Raw genomic sequence first — 16563 nt, forward strand, 5'->3', positions numbered from 1 at the left:
GGCCTGTTAGGACACGGGCGTTAGAGTTTTACGAAACCTGCGCATGTTTTCCTGATAATACTGTGCACTGAATGTGATCCGCTGCGCGGCGGAGTTGTCCAATTGGCGCACGACCTTACCGGGTGATCCCATCACCAGAGAGTTATCCGGTATCTCTTTGTTTTCAGTGATCAAAGCCCCTGCCCCGATCAAGCAATTCTTGCCGATCTTTGCCCCGTTCAGAACAATCGCGCCCATACCGATCAGGGTGTTTTCGCCAATAGTGCACCCGTGCAGCATGACTTTATGGCCAATGGTGCAGTTCGCCCCAACTGTCAGCGGGAAGCCCGCATCGATATGCATCACACAGTTTTCCTGCACATTGCTGCCAGCGCCCACACGAATTTCTTCGTGGTCCGCGCGGATGGTGCAGCCGAACCAAACCGATGCGCCCTGCTCTAGCACCACTTTGCCGATCAGATTGGCGTCCGGCGCAACCCAAGTGTCTTCGTGTATTTCAGGGGCGTCTTTGCCCAAAGCATAGATTGGCATCACAGGGCCTCGAACTCATTTTGTAGTTTGCGTACGTGGTCTTGCAGCCTGGGTTGCTGAATACGGCGCATGCGTTCGGCGCTGACGATTGTTTTCAGCTTTTCTTCGGTCGCATCCAGATCGTCATTGACCAGAACGTAGTCGTAATAGCCCCAATGGCTGATTTCATCCCAACTTTTTTGCATGCGTTTGGCGATCACATCCTCGCTGTCCTGACCGCGGGTTTCCAGACGGCGGCGCAGTTCCTGGATCGAGGGCGGAAGGATGAAGATCGACAAGGCGTGTTTGCCGAGGTCCGAGTTACGGATTTGCAGATCGCCCTGCCAGTCCACGTCAAACAGAACGTCCCGCCCTGCATTGATTGACTCGCGCACCGGTGCGATGGGGGAACCATAGAAGTTACCGAAAACATGTGCATGTTCCAGCATCTGCCCGTCGGTGACCTGCTGTTTGAACGCATCCTCGGTCAGGAAGTAGTATTCGCGACCGTCCTTCTCGCCCGGGCGCGGCGCGCGGGTCGTGGCCGAAACCGAAAACTCCAACCCTGTGTCCCAGGCCATTAGCCGACGCGCTAAGGTGGATTTGCCCGCGCCAGACGGCGAAGAAAGGATGATAAGAAGGCCTCGACGATTTGCCATTTCAATATGTTCCGTCATTATTCAACATTCTGTACCTGCTCGCGCATCTGGTCGATCACAGCCTTTAGTTCCAATCCGACCGAGGTCAGATCGGTGCTTTGCGCCTTGGAACACAAGGTGTTTGCCTCGCGGTTGAATTCCTGCATCAGGAAATCGAGTTTACGACCCACCGCCCCGTCCTGAGCCAGTAGATCACGCGCGGCGGCTACATGGGCGGTCAGGCGATCGATCTCTTCGGTCACGTCTGCCTTGACCGCGATCAGCGCCAGTTCCTGCGCCACCCGTTCCGGATCGGCACCTTGAGCATTCTCCATCACCCGCGTCAGGTTCTCTCGCAGGGCTTCGGCCATCTTGTCCTTGCGCTGTTCGGCCAGATCAGCCGCTTGCGTCGTCAGCTTGGCGACCTGATCCAACTGCGACGCCAAAACCTCGGCCAAAGCCTCACCTTCGGTTTGGCGCATCTGGATGAAGGCGTCCAGCAATGTAGGAAACGCCTTGATCAGATGCGCAACCAGAGGCGCAGGATCATCGCTCTCTGATCCCGCATCCATCATGCCCTTGAGGGCCAGCAAATCCGTCGCCTTGGACGGGGTCAGCGTAATACCTTTGGCCTCGGCCATGTCCTGCGTTTGCTGCAACGCCTCAAGCGCGGCTGCCATGGCGGCTGTATTCAGCGCCAGTTCAGTCAGCGCTTCATCACGGCTCAGGCGCATGGAAAGCGTCACGTTGCCACGGCTCAAAGACTTGGACAGGGTGGCGCGCAACCCGGCCTCAAGCCCGGTCAGCCAGTCCGGGACGCGGATACGCATATCCAGCCCCTTGCCGTTGACGCTGCGCAGCTCCCACGTCCAGCTATGCGGGCCAAACTCGCCTGTCCCCGAGGCGAACCCGGTCATGGATTTGATCATGACAGACCTTTCTTAGGCTTTCCGCATTTTCAACTCTTGCCGCACCTAAAGCCATTGGCCTTGCAAGGGCAAGAGTTTGCTCAAGCGGCAATTCATCCGCAGAAGTTAACCATTCGTTAAAGAATTCCTCCAAAATTGTATTAACCCGTGTCAATTTGGCCAAAGCAAAGGCTGTCGGGCCGCAGATGCCCCGGATGCGTTGCATTTTATGAAAATAGCGGCTGAATGGCGTTAGGGTGATGGAAATGAAAACCTTTTTCGGGACTGATTCCGGGTCAGAATTTGGAAAGATCGTCGCAATGGATCGCTTTGACAGTGGACGTTCTCTTTCGCCGATCCGTCAGGCCGAGGCGTATTGGACCGCGCTGTTGTCTGGCGACGGGGTGCCCATGCGGTCGCAAATCGACCCGCGAGGATTGGAAAATGTGCTGGAATACACATTCATTCTGGAACGCATTGCGCCTGGATTGGCCCGGTTTCGTTTGGCGGGAAGCCATCTGAATAAGCTTGCCGGTATGGAAGTGCGTGGCATGCCGCTGACTGCGTTCTTCGAGGCCGAAGCACGACCCAAAGTCAAAGAGACGCTGGAACAGGTGTTCAGCGCGCCCGCCACGGCCGAGCTTGGATTGACTTCCAGCGGCGCATTTGGCCGCGCCCGCATGCAAGCCCGGATGATCCTGCTGCCCTTGCGCAGCGATCTGGGTGATGTCAGCCGTGTGCTGGGCGTGATGCTTAGCGATGGTGCCATCGGGTCGACCCCGCGCCGCTTTGAGATCTCAGACCAGCGGATCAAGCAGGTTTCCGATCTACACAGCCCGGTCGAACCTCAGCGTGATGCCGCAGGCTTTGCCGAAGATCAGACCGAGTTTAGCCGAAGAAGCCATCTACGACTGGTCGTCTCGCGCGACGACTAGCCGCCACAAAAAACGGCGAGCCCTTGGCCCGCCGTTTCGATGCTTGGATTACTCTATTCAGCTGGCCGCGCGCTTGGAACCGTTCCGGCGCAGATTGGTCAGCTCTTCCGCGACCAGGAACGCCAACTCCAGCGACTGCGACGCGTTCAGGCGCGGGTCGCACGCGGTGTGGTAGCGGTCGGACAGATCTTCTTCGGTCACGGCACGCACGCCGCCGGTGCATTCGGTCACATCCAGACCGGTCATCTCGAAATGCACACCGCCGGGGATGGTGCCTTCGGCTTGATGCACGCCAAAGAAGTCGCGCACTTCGCGCAGGACCGAGTCAAACGGACGGGTTTTATAGCCCGTCGCCGATTTGATCGTGTTTCCATGCATCGGATCACAGACCCAGGTGACCTTGGCGCCTTCTTCCTTCACGGCCTTGACCAGACGCGGCAGATGCTCACCGGCTTTGCCAGCCCCGAAACGCGCGATCAGGGTCAGGCGACCCTCTTCGTTGTCCGGGTTCAGCTTTGACATCAGAACCTTCAGGTCTTCAGCGGTCGTGGTCGGTCCGCATTTCAGACCAATCGGGTTCTGAACGCCACGACAGAATTCAACATGCGCTCCGTCAGGCTGACGGGTGCGGTCACCGATCCAGATCATATGACCCGAGCCAGCCAACCAGTTGCCTGAGGTTGAATCTAGACGGGTCAGCGCCTCTTCATATTCCAGCAAAAGCCCTTCGTGGCTGGTGTAGAATTCCACGGTTGAGAACTCATGCGTTGTATCCGCCGTGATCCCGGCAGCACCCATAAAGTCGATGCTGTCCTGAATGCGATCTGCAATCTCGGAATATTTCTGCACGTCCTGATCGTCAGCGAAGCCCAGCGTCCAGGCATGAACACGGCTCATATCCGCGAAACCGCCGGTCGAGAAGGCGCGCAACAGGTTTAGTGTGGCAGCCGCCTGAGTGTAGGCCTGCAGCATCTTGGATGGATTCGGAATTCGCGCCTCGGGCGTAAAGGCCAGTTCGTTGATGATATCACCACGGTAGCTGGGCAGTTCCACGCCATCCACAACTTCGGTCGGCGCGCTGCGCGGTTTGGCAAACTGGCCGGCCATGCGGCCAACTTTGACCACCGGAACCTTGGCGCCATAAGTCAGAACCATCGCCATTTGCAGCATCACCTTGAACGTGTCACGGATCGCATCCGCGCTGAATTGTTCAAAGCTTTCAGCACAATCCCCGCCCTGCAACAGGAAAGCCTCGCCGCGACCGGCGGCACCCAGATGTTGCTTGAGACGCCGCGCCTCCCCGGCAAAGACCAGCGGGGGATACTGCGAAAGCTGCGCCTCGACTTTGGCCAGGGCGGCCGCGTCGGTATAGTCTGGCATCTGAACCCGGGGCTTGTTGCGCCAGTTCGATTTCTGCCATTCGGTCATAGCCTTGATCTCCGCTGATAGTATTCAGGTGGTCTCTATACAAAATGCAATGAAGAGTGACCATATCCCATTTGCGCCTCTTGACGCCGGAAACAAGCTTTGAGCATGGTGTCTGGCAAAATACGCGCGACGTAGGTGCAGCCGTCGTGGATTCGGGGAACAACAGCCATGCAAGAGCAACGCCAAGTTGTCACAGTGGACGGCGACACAGATAAGCCGGTCAACTTTGTATTCATCTTGTTAGACAAATTCTCGCTGCTGTCTTTTGCATCCGCGCTAGACAGCCTGCGCATTGCCAACCGCATGGCAGGCAAAGAGATTTACACCTGGTCGCTGGTCGGCGAAGGCGGCGAGGTGGTGTCGTGTTCGGCTGGAACCACCTTCAAGCTTGATGCGGATCTTGGCGATTTGCGCCGTGACGATGTGATCATGGTGTGTGGTGGCGTCGATGTTCAGAGCTCGACCACCAAAAAGGTTCTAAGCTGGCTACGCCGCGAGGCGCGCAAGGGCCTGAAGATCGGTGGTCTATGTACCGCAGCTTACACGCTGGCCAAAGCAGGCCTGCTGGATGACAAACGTGCGACCATTCACTGGGAGAATGCTGACAGTTTCGCAGAAGAGTTCGACACCGTTGAACTGACCAAATCGGTATTTTTGATCGATGGCAATCGCATGACAACTGCTGGGGGCACATCCTCAATCGATTTGATGCTGAAGCTGATCGCAGATGATTTCGGCGAAGAATTGGCCAATGCCGTCGCCGATCAGATGATCTATTCCTCGATTCGCACGGATCAGGACACACAGCGCCTGTCGACGCCGACCCGTATCGGCGTTCGTCACCCCAAGTTGAGCCAGGTCATCCTGATGATGGAGAAAAATACGGAAGAACCGATCTCACCCTCGATCTTGGCCAAAGATGTGGGCATGTCTACCCGTCAGCTTGAACGTCTCTTCCGCCGCTACCTGAGCCGCTCGCCTAAGCGGTACTACATGGAACTCCGCCTGCATAAAGCGCGCAACTTGCTGATGCAGACGGATATGAGCGTGATCAACGTGGCACTGGCTTGTGGCTTTGCTTCGCCCAGCCATTTCTCAAAATGCTACCGGGCGCATTACAACACGACGCCCTATCGGGAACGAGGATCGCAAAGCGGGCGCCTGTCGATCTGACATCTCAGCCAGGTGTCATACGATAGACCGCACCCTGACCAACGGAAATGAACCAGATCGATCCATCTGTGGCTTGAACGATATCGCGGACACGTTCTGTTTCCGGTCCCTTAATCTGCTCGACTTCGCGCAAAGGCGATCCGGACAGTCGCGCGATGTAGTCAAACTTGAGCGAACCGACGAAGATGTCGCCGCGCCATCTTGGAAACAAATCATCGGAGTAAACCAGCAAGCCTGAGGGCGCGATGGAGGGGTCCCAATAGAAAGCAGGCTGTTCAAGGCCGGGCTTTGACGTACCCTCGCCTATTTTCTCACCTGAGTAATGCGTGCCATAGGAAATAATCGGCCAGCCATAGTTTTTGCCCGGCTGCGCCAGATTCACTTCATCCCCACCCCGCGCACCATGTTCTGAAACCCAGAGCGCGCCATTTGCATCCAGACCGGCCCCTTGCGGGTTCCTATGGCCAAAAGACCAGATTTCGGGTCGCATACCGGACTGCCCGATAAAGGGGTTGCCGGCCGGAACCGTCCCGTCACGGTTGATACGGATGACCGAGCCCATGTGATTGCTTGTATCCTGCGCTGAGGGCCGATCCCCCCGGTCGCCGATGGTTAGGAACAGCGTTCCATCCTGCGCCTCGACCACGCGTGATCCGAAGTGGCGACCACCGGAACCGCCGGGCTTGGCCTCGAACAAGACACGCAGTTTGGTCAGGCGTTTGCCATTTTCTGATAGGCGCGCAACAGCCAAGGCGGTGCCAGCCCCGCCCGCTTGGGGTTTGGAAAACGTCAAAAAGACCTCGCGGCTCTGACTGAAGTCACGAGGGATGGTAACGTCCAGTAACCCGCCCTGCCCGGCAGCGGCCACCTTCGGAACGCCTGATACGCGATTGGTTTCGCCATCCGACACATAGATCAGCTCTCCGTCCCGCTCAGTCACCAGAAAGCTTCCATCAGGCAGGAGCCCCAAGCCCCAAGGCGTGTCCAACCCGCTTAGCATCTGTGTGGCCTCAACTGAGCCCTCTTTGGTTTGCAGCACTCCGGCAAAGGACGCGCCACCTGCGCAGATCAACAGAACAAGAGCAAAAAGCCGGAACATAGAAAACCTCCGCAGATTCGGGTTGTGCGACCATTACGGGCCGATACCCTCAATAGATAGGTGCGCTTAGACAAAAAGCAGGCGTTTCTAGGGACTTTTCTTTTGCGAACAGCTTGCCTAGGGTCGTGCCCAGTTGGAATACGAAATCAGGGAGTAACTTCATGAAAAAGCTGCTTACAGCAACCGCAGCAACCGCCTTGCTGGCGGGCACGGCCATGGCCGAGGATGTCAAATTGGGCATTCTGTTCGGCTTCACAGGCCCAATTGAATCGCTGGCCCCGGCCATGGGCTCGGGTGCCGAAATGGCAATTGCCGAAGTCACCGAGTCGGGCAAGCTGCTGGATGGCGCGACGGTTGTTGGCACCCGTGCCGATACCGGCTGCATCGACAACGGTCTGGCCACCTCAAATGGTGAGCGTTTCATCGCGGATGGAGTCAGTGGCATCATCGGCGGTGACTGCTCGGGCGTAACCGGCGCGATCCTGCAGAACGTCGCGATTCCGAACGGCATGGTGATGATCTCGCCATCGGCCACTTCGCCTGGTCTGTCGACCATGGAAGACAACGGGTTGTTCTTCCGCACCGCACCGTCGGATGCGCGTGAAGGTCAGGTGATGGCAGACATCCTGAACGATCGCGGCATTAGCTCGATTGCTCTGACCTACACCAACAACGACTACGGCAAGGGTCTGGCGGACGCGATCCAGTCCTCGTTCGAGGCATCGGGTGGCGAAGTGACCATCGTTGCCGCACACGAAGACGGCAAGGCCGACTACTCGGCTGAAGTTGGCGCGCTGGCCTCGGCCGGTGGCGATATTCTGGTCGTTGCAGGCTATCTGGACCAAGGCGGCCTGGGCATCATCCAGTCAGCTCTGGACAGCGGTGCGTTTGACACATTCGGCCTGCCCGGCGGTATGATCGGTGACTCGCTGCCTGCGAATGTCGGTCCGGACCTGAACGGCTCGTTCGGTCAGATCGCTGGTTCGGGTGGTGAAGGCGCCGAGAAGTATTTTGCCATGGCCGAAGCTGCAGGCTTTGATGGCTCGTCGCCCTACTCTCCGGAAAGCTACGACGCCGCTGCTCTGTTCATGCTGGCCATGCAGGCTGCAGGCTCGACCAGCCCGGCGGACTATGGTTCCAAAATCATGGACGTTGCCAACGCTCCGGGTGAGAAAATCTATCCCGGTGAGCTGGCGAAAGGCCTGGAGCTGCTGGCTGCTGGTCAGGAGATCGACTATGTCGGCGCATCGGGTGTTGAGCTGATCGGCCCCGGTGAAAGCGCGGGTTCGTATCGCGAGATCGAAGTGACCGACGGCGAGAATAAAACCGTCAACTTCCGTTGATCCGAGAACAATAGTCATAAAATCAAGCAGCCCGGGCCTTGTGTCCGGGCTGTTTCAATGAAAAAAGGCCGCACCCCGAAAAACGGGGGCGTGACAAGAATGCCAGGACCGGCAGCTGGGGGAAAAGATGATCGTCGTCGATGACGTGCACAAGCATTTCGGCGGGTTTCACGCGGTGGATGGGGCATCGCTGGAAATCCAAAAGGGTTCGATCACCGGCCTGATCGGGCCGAATGGGGCCGGAAAAACGACGCTGTTCAATGTAATTGCCGGGGTTTTGGCCCCAACCTCTGGCCGTGTGTTCATGGATGGTGAGGATATCACCGGTCTGCCGCCGCATGATCTGTTCCACAAGGGGCTGCTGCGCACGTTCCAGATTGCGCATGAATTCTCGTCGATGACCTGCCGCGAGAACCTGATGATGGTGCCAGGCGCCCAGGCGGGGGAATCGCTGTGGAACACTTGGTTCGGGCGCAAGCGGATCGCGGATGAAGAACGGGCGTTGAAGGCCAAGGCCGACGAAGTTTTGGAGTTCCTGACCATCGAACATCTGGCTGACCACAAGGCGGGTCAGGTTTCGGGTGGTCAGAAGAAACTGCTGGAGCTTGGCCGAACCATGATGGTGGACGCCAAGATCGTATTTCTGGACGAGGTCGGCGCGGGCGTGAACCGCACCCTACTGATGACCATTGCCGATACGATCCTGCGCTTGAACAAGGAACGCAGCTATACCTTTGTTGTTATCGAGCATGACATGGATTTCATCGGCAAGATCTGCGACCCGGTCATCTGTATGGCCGAGGGCAAGGTGCTGGCCCAAGGAACTCTGGATGAGATCAAGGCCAATGAGCATGTGATCGAAGCTTATCTGGGCACCGGCCTCAAAAACAAAGACAAGCTGGAGGCCCACACATGACCGCTGGCAGAAGCGACAACCCCTACAAGGACGACAAGGGCAACAAAGACGCCTCGATCACGAATACTCACGGGGTCGGCACCCTGACGCCTGCGCGCACCACAAGCGGCGAAACGCATAAGGTCGAGGGCGGCCCCTTTCTGATCGGCGACACTATGACTGGCGGCTATGGTAAAGGCCCAGACATTCTACACGACTGCACCATCTCCGTCGACAAGGGCGAAATCGCGGTCATCGTTGGCCCCAACGGCGCGGGCAAGTCGACGGCCATGAAAGCTGTGTTCGGTATGTTGGACGTTCGGTCCGGTTCTGTGCGTTTGGATGGTGAGGACATCACCAACCTCACCCCGCAGGATCGTGTCATCCGCGGCATGGGATTTGTGCCCCAGACCTCGAATATCTTCACATCGATGACGGTGGAAGAAAACCTCGAAATGGGGGCATTTATTCGCCGGGATGATTTCTCGGACACGATGGAACAGGTCTATGACCTCTTCCCAATTTTGCGCGACAAACGCAACCAAGCCGCCGGAGAGCTGTCGGGCGGTCAACGCCAACAGGTCGCCGTTGGACGCGCTTTGATGACCCAGCCCAAAGTGCTGATGCTGGACGAGCCCACCGCCGGTGTTTCACCCATCGTGATGGATGAGCTGTTCGACCGGATTATCGAAGTCTCACGCACAGGGTTGCCGATCCTGATGGTTGAACAGAACGCTCGTCAGGCGTTGGAGATTGCCGACAAAGGCTATGTTCTGGTGCAGGGACGGAATGCGTATACCGGGACGGGCAAAGAACTGTTGGCTGATCCCGAGGTGCGAAAGAGCTTCTTGGGGGGGTGAAGATGAGGTTTTTTATCGCATTACCAATTGCTTGTATGCTCCAAGCCTCAGTTCTTTGGGCAGCTTGGGACCAATCTGGATTCCCGGCAAATTGCAGCATGTACGCTGCGTGTGAAAAACAAGTGTGCGTGCGGGCAATTTTGCCGCTTTCTTCGTTTGTTTTGAGCCGTGAGAACAACGACTATTTTCTGGAAGGAAATGAAGATCGACGTATCAAACTCGGGTACTTTGAAAATTACGCTCAGGCGGAAACATACATCAAACAAAATCCTAAACCCGACTATTCTACCGTTATCGTGCCCAACGGTGAAATTGCTGATGCGTTTGGTATGAACCTCATTGCGATAAGTAACTGGGGTCGAAATGCGTCTCTGTCTAATCGAATGACAAAAATTACTTGCAGCGCCATTCGTGGGGGTTTGAACTAATGGATTTCCTCGACGTTCTTGTGACGCTCTCCAACTTCTTTCTTGTTCACGAAATCGACTGAAGTCACCAATCTCGCAGAACATGCAGATTGATCTCGGTATCCAACAGTCTCAAATCCTCGATCATCATCCCAACAATTCCACGAGTCGGCTGTAATCCGGTCACATTCTGTAATTAGCGCAGGCTCTGTGAAGGAAACAGTTTCCCGGATAAGCCGATCCAGCCCGGTGAAATCAGCGAACCTTCTGGATAAAAACTCTATTCAGGACCCTAAAATGAAAAAATGGATATGGGTGGCGGTAACCACCCTGTGCGCGACGACCGCAATGGCCGAGGAACGCCACTTTGTCTGTGTCTCGGATCGCGACGGCAGCGAAGTCCGTCTGGACCGCTCGGCTGAGGGTGACAAAGGCAGTATCACAACAGACAAGGTCGCCGGGGATGCGATCGTCCTCAAAGGCATCGGCAACATGACCTTTGTTCACATCGAAGGCGCGGATGTGATGACCTTTGTCGTGCATATGGACGATATGAGCTATGATCTGTCTGTAAAAGGACCACATGCGGGTACCGATCACGGGTCGTGCACAGAAACTGGTGCTTAACCCGAATACTCATAAATATCAGAACGATACAAATCAGTCCTGATCCCCGCGAGAATCAATAGATGAGCGAGGGTCGCTAACTGCGATTGATGGGCTGGATGTTGAATCCAGTATCTGTTCCACCCTGACTCTCAACTTGCGAACACAGGGTGGAATTCCCCAAAATAACGGGGAAACAGGCTAGAAAACCGCCCTCTTGTGTTGTGTCCTGCGATGGCGTCGTGCCATAAGGCCGCACCCGGTCAGAGGGAATGAATATGGACCTGTTAAATGCGCTCGTGGCGCTTTCGAATTTTGTGATCGTGCCCGCGATTGCCTATGGCAGCCAATTGGCGCTGGGCGCGTTGGGGGTGACGCTGATCTACGGCATCCTGCGGTTCTCGAATTTTGCCCATGGCGACACCATGGCCTTTGGCGCGATGATCGCCGTTCTGGTCACATGGGCATTGCAGGCGGCCGGTGTCAGTTTCGGGCCGCTGCCGACAGCGCTACTGGCCCTGCCCTTTGCTATTTTAGGCTGTATCGTTCTGGTGCTGATCACAGATCGGCTGGTCTATCGCTTCTATCGCGCGCAAAAGGCCAAACCGGTCATATTGGTAATCGTTTCGATGGGCGTGATGTTCATCATGAACGGGCTTGTCCGGTTTATCATCGGGCCGGATGATCAAAGGTTTTCGGACGGCGCACGCTTCATTGTCTCGGCACGGGATTTTAAGGCGATGACCGGGCTGCGTGAGGGGCTGGCAATCAAGACCTCTCAGGGCATCACCGTGATTGTCGCTATTCTGGCCGTGGCTCTGCTGTTCTGGTTCTTGAACAAGACCCGCACGGGTAAGTCGATGCGCGCCTATTCGGATAACGAGGATCTGGCGCTGCTGTCGGGTATCAATCCCGAACGTGTGGTGATGATCACGTGGATCATCGTGGCTGCACTGGCGACCACGGCGGGCGTACTTTACGGCCTCGACAAGAGTTTCAAGCCCTTCGTCTATTTCCAGCTTCTGCTGCCCATCTTCGCTTCGGCCATTGTAGGCGGCCTAGGCAACCCGTTGGGTGCCATCGCAGGCGGCTTCATCATCGCGTTTTCCGAGGTGACGATCACCTATGCGTGGAAAAAGGTACTGACATATGTTGCGCCGGAAAGCCTTGCTCCGTCCGGTTTGGTACAGTTCCTGTCGACTGACTACAAATTCGCCGTCAGCTTTGCGATCCTGCTGATCGTGCTGCTGTTCAAGCCCACGGGCCTGTTCAAGGGGAAAGTGATATGAGCGAGTCCGTTAAAAACACCCTGCTCTTTATCGTTGTTGGCGCGCTGATCCTACTGACCGGGTTCACACAAAGCTGGAATGCGGCGATCCTGATCCTGAACATGGGGCTGATCTCGGCTATCATGTCGATCGGAGTGAACCTGCAATGGGGCTTTGCGGGCCTCTTCAATGTTGGTGTCATGGGCTTTGTCGCGCTGGGCGGCCTCGCGGTTGTGCTGGTCTCGACCCCTCCAACACCCGGTGCATGGTCGGGTGGTGGCTATGGTGTCATCCTTGCGCTTCTTCTGGGGGCCGCCACGGTGGTCGCCGCTGTGATGGTTGCGCAGAAGATGCCGAAGGGGCGCGCGCAGACCTTAGCCATCATCGGCATTCTGATCGTCGGCTTCTTTGTATACCGCGCGATCTTTGATCCAAATGTCGAAACGATCGAGGCGATTAACCCTGCCGTCGCAGGCAATATCGGTGGCCTGAATATGCCCGTTCTGCTGGCCTGGCCTGCCGGAGGTCTGCTGGCAGCTGGTGCTGCCTGGTTGATCGGGAAAACCGCGCTGGGCCTGCGCTCGGACTATCTGGCCATTGCCACGCTTGGCATTGCCGAGATCATCATTGCCGTGATGAAAAACGAAGACTGGCTGGCCCGTGGCGTCAAAAACGTCTACGGCATACCGCGCCCTTCGCCTGTCGTTGGGTACGAGGTCGATTTGCAACAAGATCCTGCGTTTATCGCTCGGGCAGATTGGCTTGGGATTGACCCGGTCACGGCTTCGACACTGTCGGTTAAGCTAGGCTATTCGCTGCTGTTCCTGATCGTTCTTCTGGTCCTGCTTTGGATGGCGCAGATGGCACTCAAAAGCCCATGGGGCCGCATGATGCGCGCCATTCGTGACAATGAAGTCGCGGCCGAAGCGATGGGCAAGGATGTCACGCGCCGCCATCTGCAAATCTTTGTGCTGGGGTCCGCGATCTGCGGCATCGCGGGTGCTATGATGACCACGTTGGATGGGCAGCTTACACCGGGTACCTACAACCCCTTGCGCTTTACCTTTCTGGTTTGGGTTATGGTGATCGTCGGTGGGTCAGGCAACAACTTCGGTGCCGTTCTTGGCGCCTTCCTGATCTGGTTTCTTTGGGTTCAGGTTGAGCCGATGGGCCTTTGGCTGATGAACCTGATCACCAGTGGAATGGCTGATGGTAGCGCGCTGAAGACACATCTGATCGATAGCGCCGCCCATATGCGGCTGTTTACGATGGGCCTGATCCTGCTGATTGTTCTCAGATTCAGTCCAAGAGGGCTGATCCCTGAGAAATAGGCCGAAATCCTCTTAAATCAGATGGCCGCGTCGGCAGGAACCGGCGCGGCGTCTTGTTTCTTAAAGGTTTTTTGACTAAACCAGCCTACCATTACCAGTAACTGAAACTGTTCGTTTTGTTGACGCTCACTCACACCGTTCATCGGGCCCGCAAATGACCAGTAAACCAGTCTAAAGAGTAGTAAGAACCATGAAAAACCCGCTAACCAAAGCTATCGTCTTGTTGCCGCTTGTTGCGATAGTCGCGGCATGTATTCCCTCACCGAAAGATTTGGAAACGACACCAGTCCAGGTCCAGACGTCCAAGGGAGTCGTGACGTGCCAGCTGTATCGCCAAGATCGCGTGACTTGGGATCGCGCCATCGATTTCCCGGCTACCAAGATGTCGGTGCCCGAGGCGGATGCCATTTGCCAGCAGGAAGGCCTGCGCCGCATCGGCAAGTAAATTGTTGCATTTGACATGAGACGCTCATGCCCCGCCGAGCCGATGGCTTCCGCGGGGCACACGCTGCACATATTTGTCTGGTGAATTCGAAGGCCTTATCTATTCCGGAACAGGCCCCCAAGAATACCGCGCACGATACGGCGGCCAGTGGTGCCTTTGAGCTCTTTGATCACAGCTTCACCCATGGCCGTGGCAAACGTGTCTTTCTTGCGCGTCACGCGCGAGGAAGATCGCCCAACACGGCTACCAGAATATCGACGGGCCGAGGCAAACTCTCGCTCCATCGCGGATTGCATCTCTACCACCTCATCAGCTTCGGCGGCTTCCGCCTCTTTGGCGGCGGTTTCGGCACGGGCCTGAAGGATTTCAAAGGCCGATTTCCGGTCGACCGGCGTGTCATATTTTGCCGCCATCGCGGATGCTGCCATCACCGTTTGACGCTCTGCCTTGGTAATCGGTCCAAGCTGAGACCCCGGAGGGCGGATCAACGTCCGCTCGACCATCCCCGGCACGCCTTTCTTTTGCAGCATTGATGTAACGGCCTCACCGACACCGACCTCTCGGATTGCGACTTCTGTATCGAAGGCCGGATTCTCGCGATAGGTCTCGGCTGCAAGGCGCAGGTTCTTGCGATCCCGCGCTGTAAAGGCGCGCAAGGCATGCTGAACGCGGTTTCCCAACTGGCCCAGAATGTCCTCGGGAATATCGGCCGGGTTCTGCGTGATGAAATAGACGCCAACGCCTTTGGACCGGATCAGGCGCGCGACCTGTTCGACCTTGTCGACCAGAACCTTGGGCGCATCATCAAACAGCAGATGCGCCTCATCGAAGAAAAACACCAGCTTGGGTTTTTCAGGGTCACCAACCTCGGGCAGTTCTTCAAACAGCTCACTCAGCAGCCACAACAGAAAAGTTGCATAAAGGCGTGGCGACCCCATCAGTTTGTCCGAGGCAAGGATGTTCACCGTGCCATGCCCGGCCTCATCGGTGCGCATCAGGTCTGACAAATCCAGAGCGGGCTCGCCAAACAGCCGCGTTCCGCCCTGGTTTTCCAGCACCAGCAACCGCCGTTGGATCGCCCCGATGGACGAGGTCGAGACATTGCCATAGCGCAACGACAGCTGTGCACGGTTTTCTCCAATCCAGACCAGCAGCGCCTGCAGGTCCTTTAGGTCCAGAAGCGGCATGCCTTCTTCATCCGCCACGCGAAAGGCGATGTTCAGGATACCCTCTTGCGCCTCGCTCAGCTCCATCAACCGCGACAGCAGCAGCGGGCCCATCTCAGTCACAGTTGTGCGCACGGGATGGCCCTGTTCACCAAACAAATCCCAGAAGGTGACCGGACATGCGTTGTAGGAAAAATCCGAGAAGCCAATACGCGTAGCGCGATCCATGAAAGCCTGATGCAACTTATGGGTTTCGCTGCCGGGCAGTGCCAAGCCGGACAGGTCACCTTTGACGTCGGACAGGAACACCGGAACACCCGCCTTGGAAAACCCTTCGGCAAGAATCTGAAGCGTCACGGTTTTACCGGTTCCAGTTGCCCCGGCAATCAGGCCATGCCGGTTTGCATATTTCAGCGTCAGCCCTTGTGGCTGCCCATACTCGGTCCCGCCACCGCCCAGAAAAATATCTTCGCCCATGTTTTCACTGCCTTAATGTCCATCGCTCTGGGGCCAGCATACAAAGTTAACCTTTGACTGCGATAGTCAATTTGCGCGCTTTGTGGTGCCAGCTGCAAAGGCGCACTTCCTCCCTGTCGACTGGCCGTGCCTTCGGGCACGGCTTTTTTTGTGCGTTTGGTCCGATTAAAAGTGAACTAAGGAGTATATTAAAAATTCAGGTTAGCTGTTGACCGCTGCGCCCCCCTCTCGTAACGTCTGCGCATAAATAAGTCGGCCAGTCCGACGGGGAGAACCAATTCGAGAAGGGAGCTGCATCACCAGCTCCCTTTTTCTTTGGATTTCTACGCAAAATTCCCATCTTTACGGCAAGAAATTGTTCACTTTACAACCTGTGCGACGCTTAGTGACTGACACTGAGGGCGAACGGTGCTAGAGGAAGAAAAAAACTCACTCAATCATCAAACCGAGGCATTCATGAACAAGAAACTCCTCTCGATCAATACGCTCGTCGCTGCGCTGATCTGCGGTGTCGCAAGCGCACAAGATACCAGCACCACAGATGCTGACACCGGCTTGGATCTCGGTGAAACCGGCCCGCGTGTGGGTGAACAGTTCGTCAGAGAAACCAGCGGAGATTGGGAAGTCTCTTGCATCAAGGCGGCAGAGGGTGATGACCCTTGTGCAATTGTACAGGTGCTGAAAGGCCAACAAGGTGAGCCCATTGCCGAAGTATCGATCGGCAAATTGCCCGAAGGTGGTGCGGCTGTAGCCTGGGCCAATGTGATTGTACCGCTGGAAACATTGCTGCAAGCACAGCTGGCACTGTCGATCGATGGCGCCCCGCGCAAGCTATATAACTATCACCACTGCGTGCCTGTCGGTTGCGTTGCACAGCTTGGTCTGAGCCAAGGTGACATCGACGCGATGAAAGCTGGCAGCACCGCGATCTTCTCGCTGGTGCCTGCGCGTTTCCCGGATCAGATTCTGGATATGGATATGTCGCTATCGGGCTTCACATCTGGGTTTGATGGCCTGACCGTCAACGCGAACTGAACCAGATACGTCCATCGCCGCAGTGCATCAACTGCGGCG

The 16563-nt window shown here is 56.5% G+C and carries 17 protein-coding genes; 11 read left to right on the forward strand and 6 right to left on the reverse strand.

What is annotated here, in order from left to right:
* Positions 1–6 precede the first annotated feature (6 nt).
* From ACR0DH_RS11420 to ACR0DH_RS11430, 3 genes are read right to left on the reverse strand one after another with little or no spacing between them, the layout of a single operon-like run.
* Positions 7–531 (reverse strand): gamma carbonic anhydrase family protein, encoded by a 525-nt coding sequence (locus ACR0DH_RS11420; protein ID WP_480549197.1) that lies wholly within the window; start codon positions 529–531, stop codon positions 7–9.
* Positions 531–1169 carry a guanylate kinase gene (gmk, locus tag ACR0DH_RS11425; RefSeq protein ID WP_480549195.1) on the reverse strand — a complete coding sequence of 213 codons (639 nt, stop codon included), beginning with the start codon at positions 1167–1169 and terminating at the stop codon, positions 531–533. Before gmk ends, ACR0DH_RS11420 begins: the two co-directional genes overlap by 1 nt.
* Before the next feature lie 17 nt (positions 1170–1186).
* Entirely contained in the window at positions 1187–2077 is an 891-nt protein-coding gene (locus ACR0DH_RS11430; RefSeq protein WP_480549193.1) for a YicC/YloC family endoribonuclease, read from the reverse strand.
* Between the two features lie 245 nt (positions 2078–2322).
* Between ACR0DH_RS11430 and ACR0DH_RS11435 the strand changes: the two genes are divergently transcribed.
* Entirely contained in the window at positions 2323–2991 is a 669-nt protein-coding gene (locus tag ACR0DH_RS11435) for a PAS domain-containing protein (RefSeq protein WP_480549191.1), read from the forward strand.
* Between the two features lie 57 nt (positions 2992–3048).
* Here ACR0DH_RS11435 and ACR0DH_RS11440 read toward each other — a convergent pair whose 3' ends face one another.
* Positions 3049–4419 (reverse strand): class II 3-deoxy-7-phosphoheptulonate synthase, encoded by a 1371-nt coding sequence (locus tag ACR0DH_RS11440; RefSeq protein ID WP_480541449.1) that lies wholly within the window; start codon positions 4417–4419, stop codon positions 3049–3051.
* Positions 4420–4587: 168 nt separating this feature from the next.
* On the opposite strand from ACR0DH_RS11440, the gene ACR0DH_RS11445 reads away from it, so the two are divergent.
* Complete coding sequence (locus tag ACR0DH_RS11445) at positions 4588–5592, forward strand: GlxA family transcriptional regulator (RefSeq protein ID WP_480549189.1); 1005 nt, start codon at positions 4588–4590, stop codon at positions 5590–5592.
* Positions 5593–5596: 4 nt separating this feature from the next.
* Here ACR0DH_RS11445 and ACR0DH_RS11450 read toward each other — a convergent pair whose 3' ends face one another.
* Positions 5597–6691, reverse strand: a complete 1095-nt coding sequence (locus ACR0DH_RS11450; protein WP_480549187.1) for a PQQ-dependent sugar dehydrogenase — start codon at positions 6689–6691, stop codon at positions 5597–5599.
* Between the two features lie 161 nt (positions 6692–6852).
* On the opposite strand from ACR0DH_RS11450, the gene ACR0DH_RS11455 reads away from it, so the two are divergent.
* The 8 genes from ACR0DH_RS11455 to ACR0DH_RS11490 all read left to right on the forward strand — a co-directional run bounded on the left by ACR0DH_RS11455 (position 6853) and on the right by ACR0DH_RS11490 (position 13846).
* Positions 6853–8034 (forward strand): ABC transporter substrate-binding protein, encoded by a 1182-nt coding sequence (locus ACR0DH_RS11455; protein ID WP_480549185.1) that lies wholly within the window; start codon positions 6853–6855, stop codon positions 8032–8034.
* Between the two features lie 127 nt (positions 8035–8161).
* Positions 8162–8950: an ABC transporter ATP-binding protein gene (locus ACR0DH_RS11460; RefSeq protein WP_480549183.1), complete on the forward strand. Its 789-nt coding sequence runs from the start codon at positions 8162–8164 to the stop codon at positions 8948–8950.
* On the forward strand, positions 8947–9789 hold the full coding sequence (locus ACR0DH_RS11465; RefSeq protein ID WP_480549181.1) for an ABC transporter ATP-binding protein: 843 nt from the start codon (positions 8947–8949) through the stop codon (positions 9787–9789). The genes ACR0DH_RS11460 and ACR0DH_RS11465 overlap by 4 nt, the downstream gene beginning before the upstream one ends.
* Before the next feature lie 2 nt (positions 9790–9791).
* Complete coding sequence (locus ACR0DH_RS11470) at positions 9792–10217, forward strand: hypothetical protein (RefSeq protein ID WP_480549179.1); 426 nt, start codon at positions 9792–9794, stop codon at positions 10215–10217.
* Between the two features lie 276 nt (positions 10218–10493).
* Positions 10494–10823, forward strand: coding sequence for a hypothetical protein (locus ACR0DH_RS11475; protein WP_480549177.1), 330 nt, complete (start codon positions 10494–10496; stop codon positions 10821–10823).
* Positions 10824–11080: 257 nt separating this feature from the next.
* Positions 11081–12091 carry a branched-chain amino acid ABC transporter permease gene (locus ACR0DH_RS11480; protein WP_480549175.1) on the forward strand — a complete coding sequence of 337 codons (1011 nt, stop codon included), beginning with the start codon at positions 11081–11083 and terminating at the stop codon, positions 12089–12091.
* Complete coding sequence (locus ACR0DH_RS11485; protein ID WP_480549173.1) at positions 12088–13401, forward strand: branched-chain amino acid ABC transporter permease; 1314 nt, start codon at positions 12088–12090, stop codon at positions 13399–13401. Before ACR0DH_RS11480 ends, ACR0DH_RS11485 begins: the two co-directional genes overlap by 4 nt.
* 190 nt (positions 13402–13591) lie before the next feature.
* Positions 13592–13846, forward strand: coding sequence for a hypothetical protein (locus tag ACR0DH_RS11490; RefSeq protein WP_480541429.1), 255 nt, complete (start codon positions 13592–13594; stop codon positions 13844–13846).
* A 95-nt stretch (positions 13847–13941) separates the two neighbouring features.
* On the opposite strand, the gene ACR0DH_RS11495 is transcribed toward ACR0DH_RS11490, so the two are convergent.
* Positions 13942–15489, reverse strand: coding sequence for a helicase HerA-like domain-containing protein (locus ACR0DH_RS11495; protein ID WP_480549171.1), 1548 nt, complete (start codon positions 15487–15489; stop codon positions 13942–13944).
* A gap of 456 nt (positions 15490–15945) precedes the next feature.
* On the opposite strand from ACR0DH_RS11495, the gene ACR0DH_RS11500 reads away from it, so the two are divergent.
* Positions 15946–16524: an invasion associated locus B family protein gene (locus ACR0DH_RS11500; RefSeq protein ID WP_480541425.1), complete on the forward strand. Its 579-nt coding sequence runs from the start codon at positions 15946–15948 to the stop codon at positions 16522–16524.
* The last annotated feature ends 39 nt before the right edge of the window (positions 16525–16563 follow it).

The sequence above is a fragment of the Ruegeria sp. I1 genome, from assembly GCF_056532675.1.

What these genes read in the sequence shown, in the direction of transcription:
- ACR0DH_RS11420 (WP_480549197.1), bottom strand. Translation starts at nt 531, where the DNA reads ATGCCAATCTATGCTTTGGGCAAAGACGCCCCTGAAATACACGAAGAC.
- gmk (WP_480549195.1), bottom strand. Translation starts at nt 1,169, where the DNA reads ATGGCAAATCGTCGAGGCCTTCTTATCATCCTTTCTTCGCCGTCTGGC.
- ACR0DH_RS11430 (WP_480549193.1), bottom strand. Translation starts at nt 2,077, where the DNA reads ATGATCAAATCCATGACCGGGTTCGCCTCGGGGACAGGCGAGTTTGGC.
- ACR0DH_RS11435 (WP_480549191.1), top strand. Translation starts at nt 2,323, where the DNA reads ATGAAAACCTTTTTCGGGACTGATTCCGGGTCAGAATTTGGAAAGATC.
- ACR0DH_RS11440 (WP_480541449.1), bottom strand. Translation starts at nt 4,419, where the DNA reads ATGACCGAATGGCAGAAATCGAACTGGCGCAACAAGCCCCGGGTTCAG.
- ACR0DH_RS11445 (WP_480549189.1), top strand. Translation starts at nt 4,588, where the DNA reads ATGCAAGAGCAACGCCAAGTTGTCACAGTGGACGGCGACACAGATAAG.
- ACR0DH_RS11450 (WP_480549187.1), bottom strand. Translation starts at nt 6,691, where the DNA reads ATGTTCCGGCTTTTTGCTCTTGTTCTGTTGATCTGCGCAGGTGGCGCG.
- ACR0DH_RS11455 (WP_480549185.1), top strand. Translation starts at nt 6,853, where the DNA reads ATGAAAAAGCTGCTTACAGCAACCGCAGCAACCGCCTTGCTGGCGGGC.
- ACR0DH_RS11460 (WP_480549183.1), top strand. Translation starts at nt 8,162, where the DNA reads ATGATCGTCGTCGATGACGTGCACAAGCATTTCGGCGGGTTTCACGCG.
- ACR0DH_RS11465 (WP_480549181.1), top strand. Translation starts at nt 8,947, where the DNA reads ATGACCGCTGGCAGAAGCGACAACCCCTACAAGGACGACAAGGGCAAC.
- ACR0DH_RS11470 (WP_480549179.1), top strand. Translation starts at nt 9,792, where the DNA reads ATGAGGTTTTTTATCGCATTACCAATTGCTTGTATGCTCCAAGCCTCA.
- ACR0DH_RS11475 (WP_480549177.1), top strand. Translation starts at nt 10,494, where the DNA reads ATGAAAAAATGGATATGGGTGGCGGTAACCACCCTGTGCGCGACGACC.
- ACR0DH_RS11480 (WP_480549175.1), top strand. Translation starts at nt 11,081, where the DNA reads ATGGACCTGTTAAATGCGCTCGTGGCGCTTTCGAATTTTGTGATCGTG.
- ACR0DH_RS11485 (WP_480549173.1), top strand. Translation starts at nt 12,088, where the DNA reads ATGAGCGAGTCCGTTAAAAACACCCTGCTCTTTATCGTTGTTGGCGCG.
- ACR0DH_RS11490 (WP_480541429.1), top strand. Translation starts at nt 13,592, where the DNA reads ATGAAAAACCCGCTAACCAAAGCTATCGTCTTGTTGCCGCTTGTTGCG.
- ACR0DH_RS11495 (WP_480549171.1), bottom strand. Translation starts at nt 15,489, where the DNA reads ATGGGCGAAGATATTTTTCTGGGCGGTGGCGGGACCGAGTATGGGCAG.
- ACR0DH_RS11500 (WP_480541425.1), top strand. Translation starts at nt 15,946, where the DNA reads ATGAACAAGAAACTCCTCTCGATCAATACGCTCGTCGCTGCGCTGATC.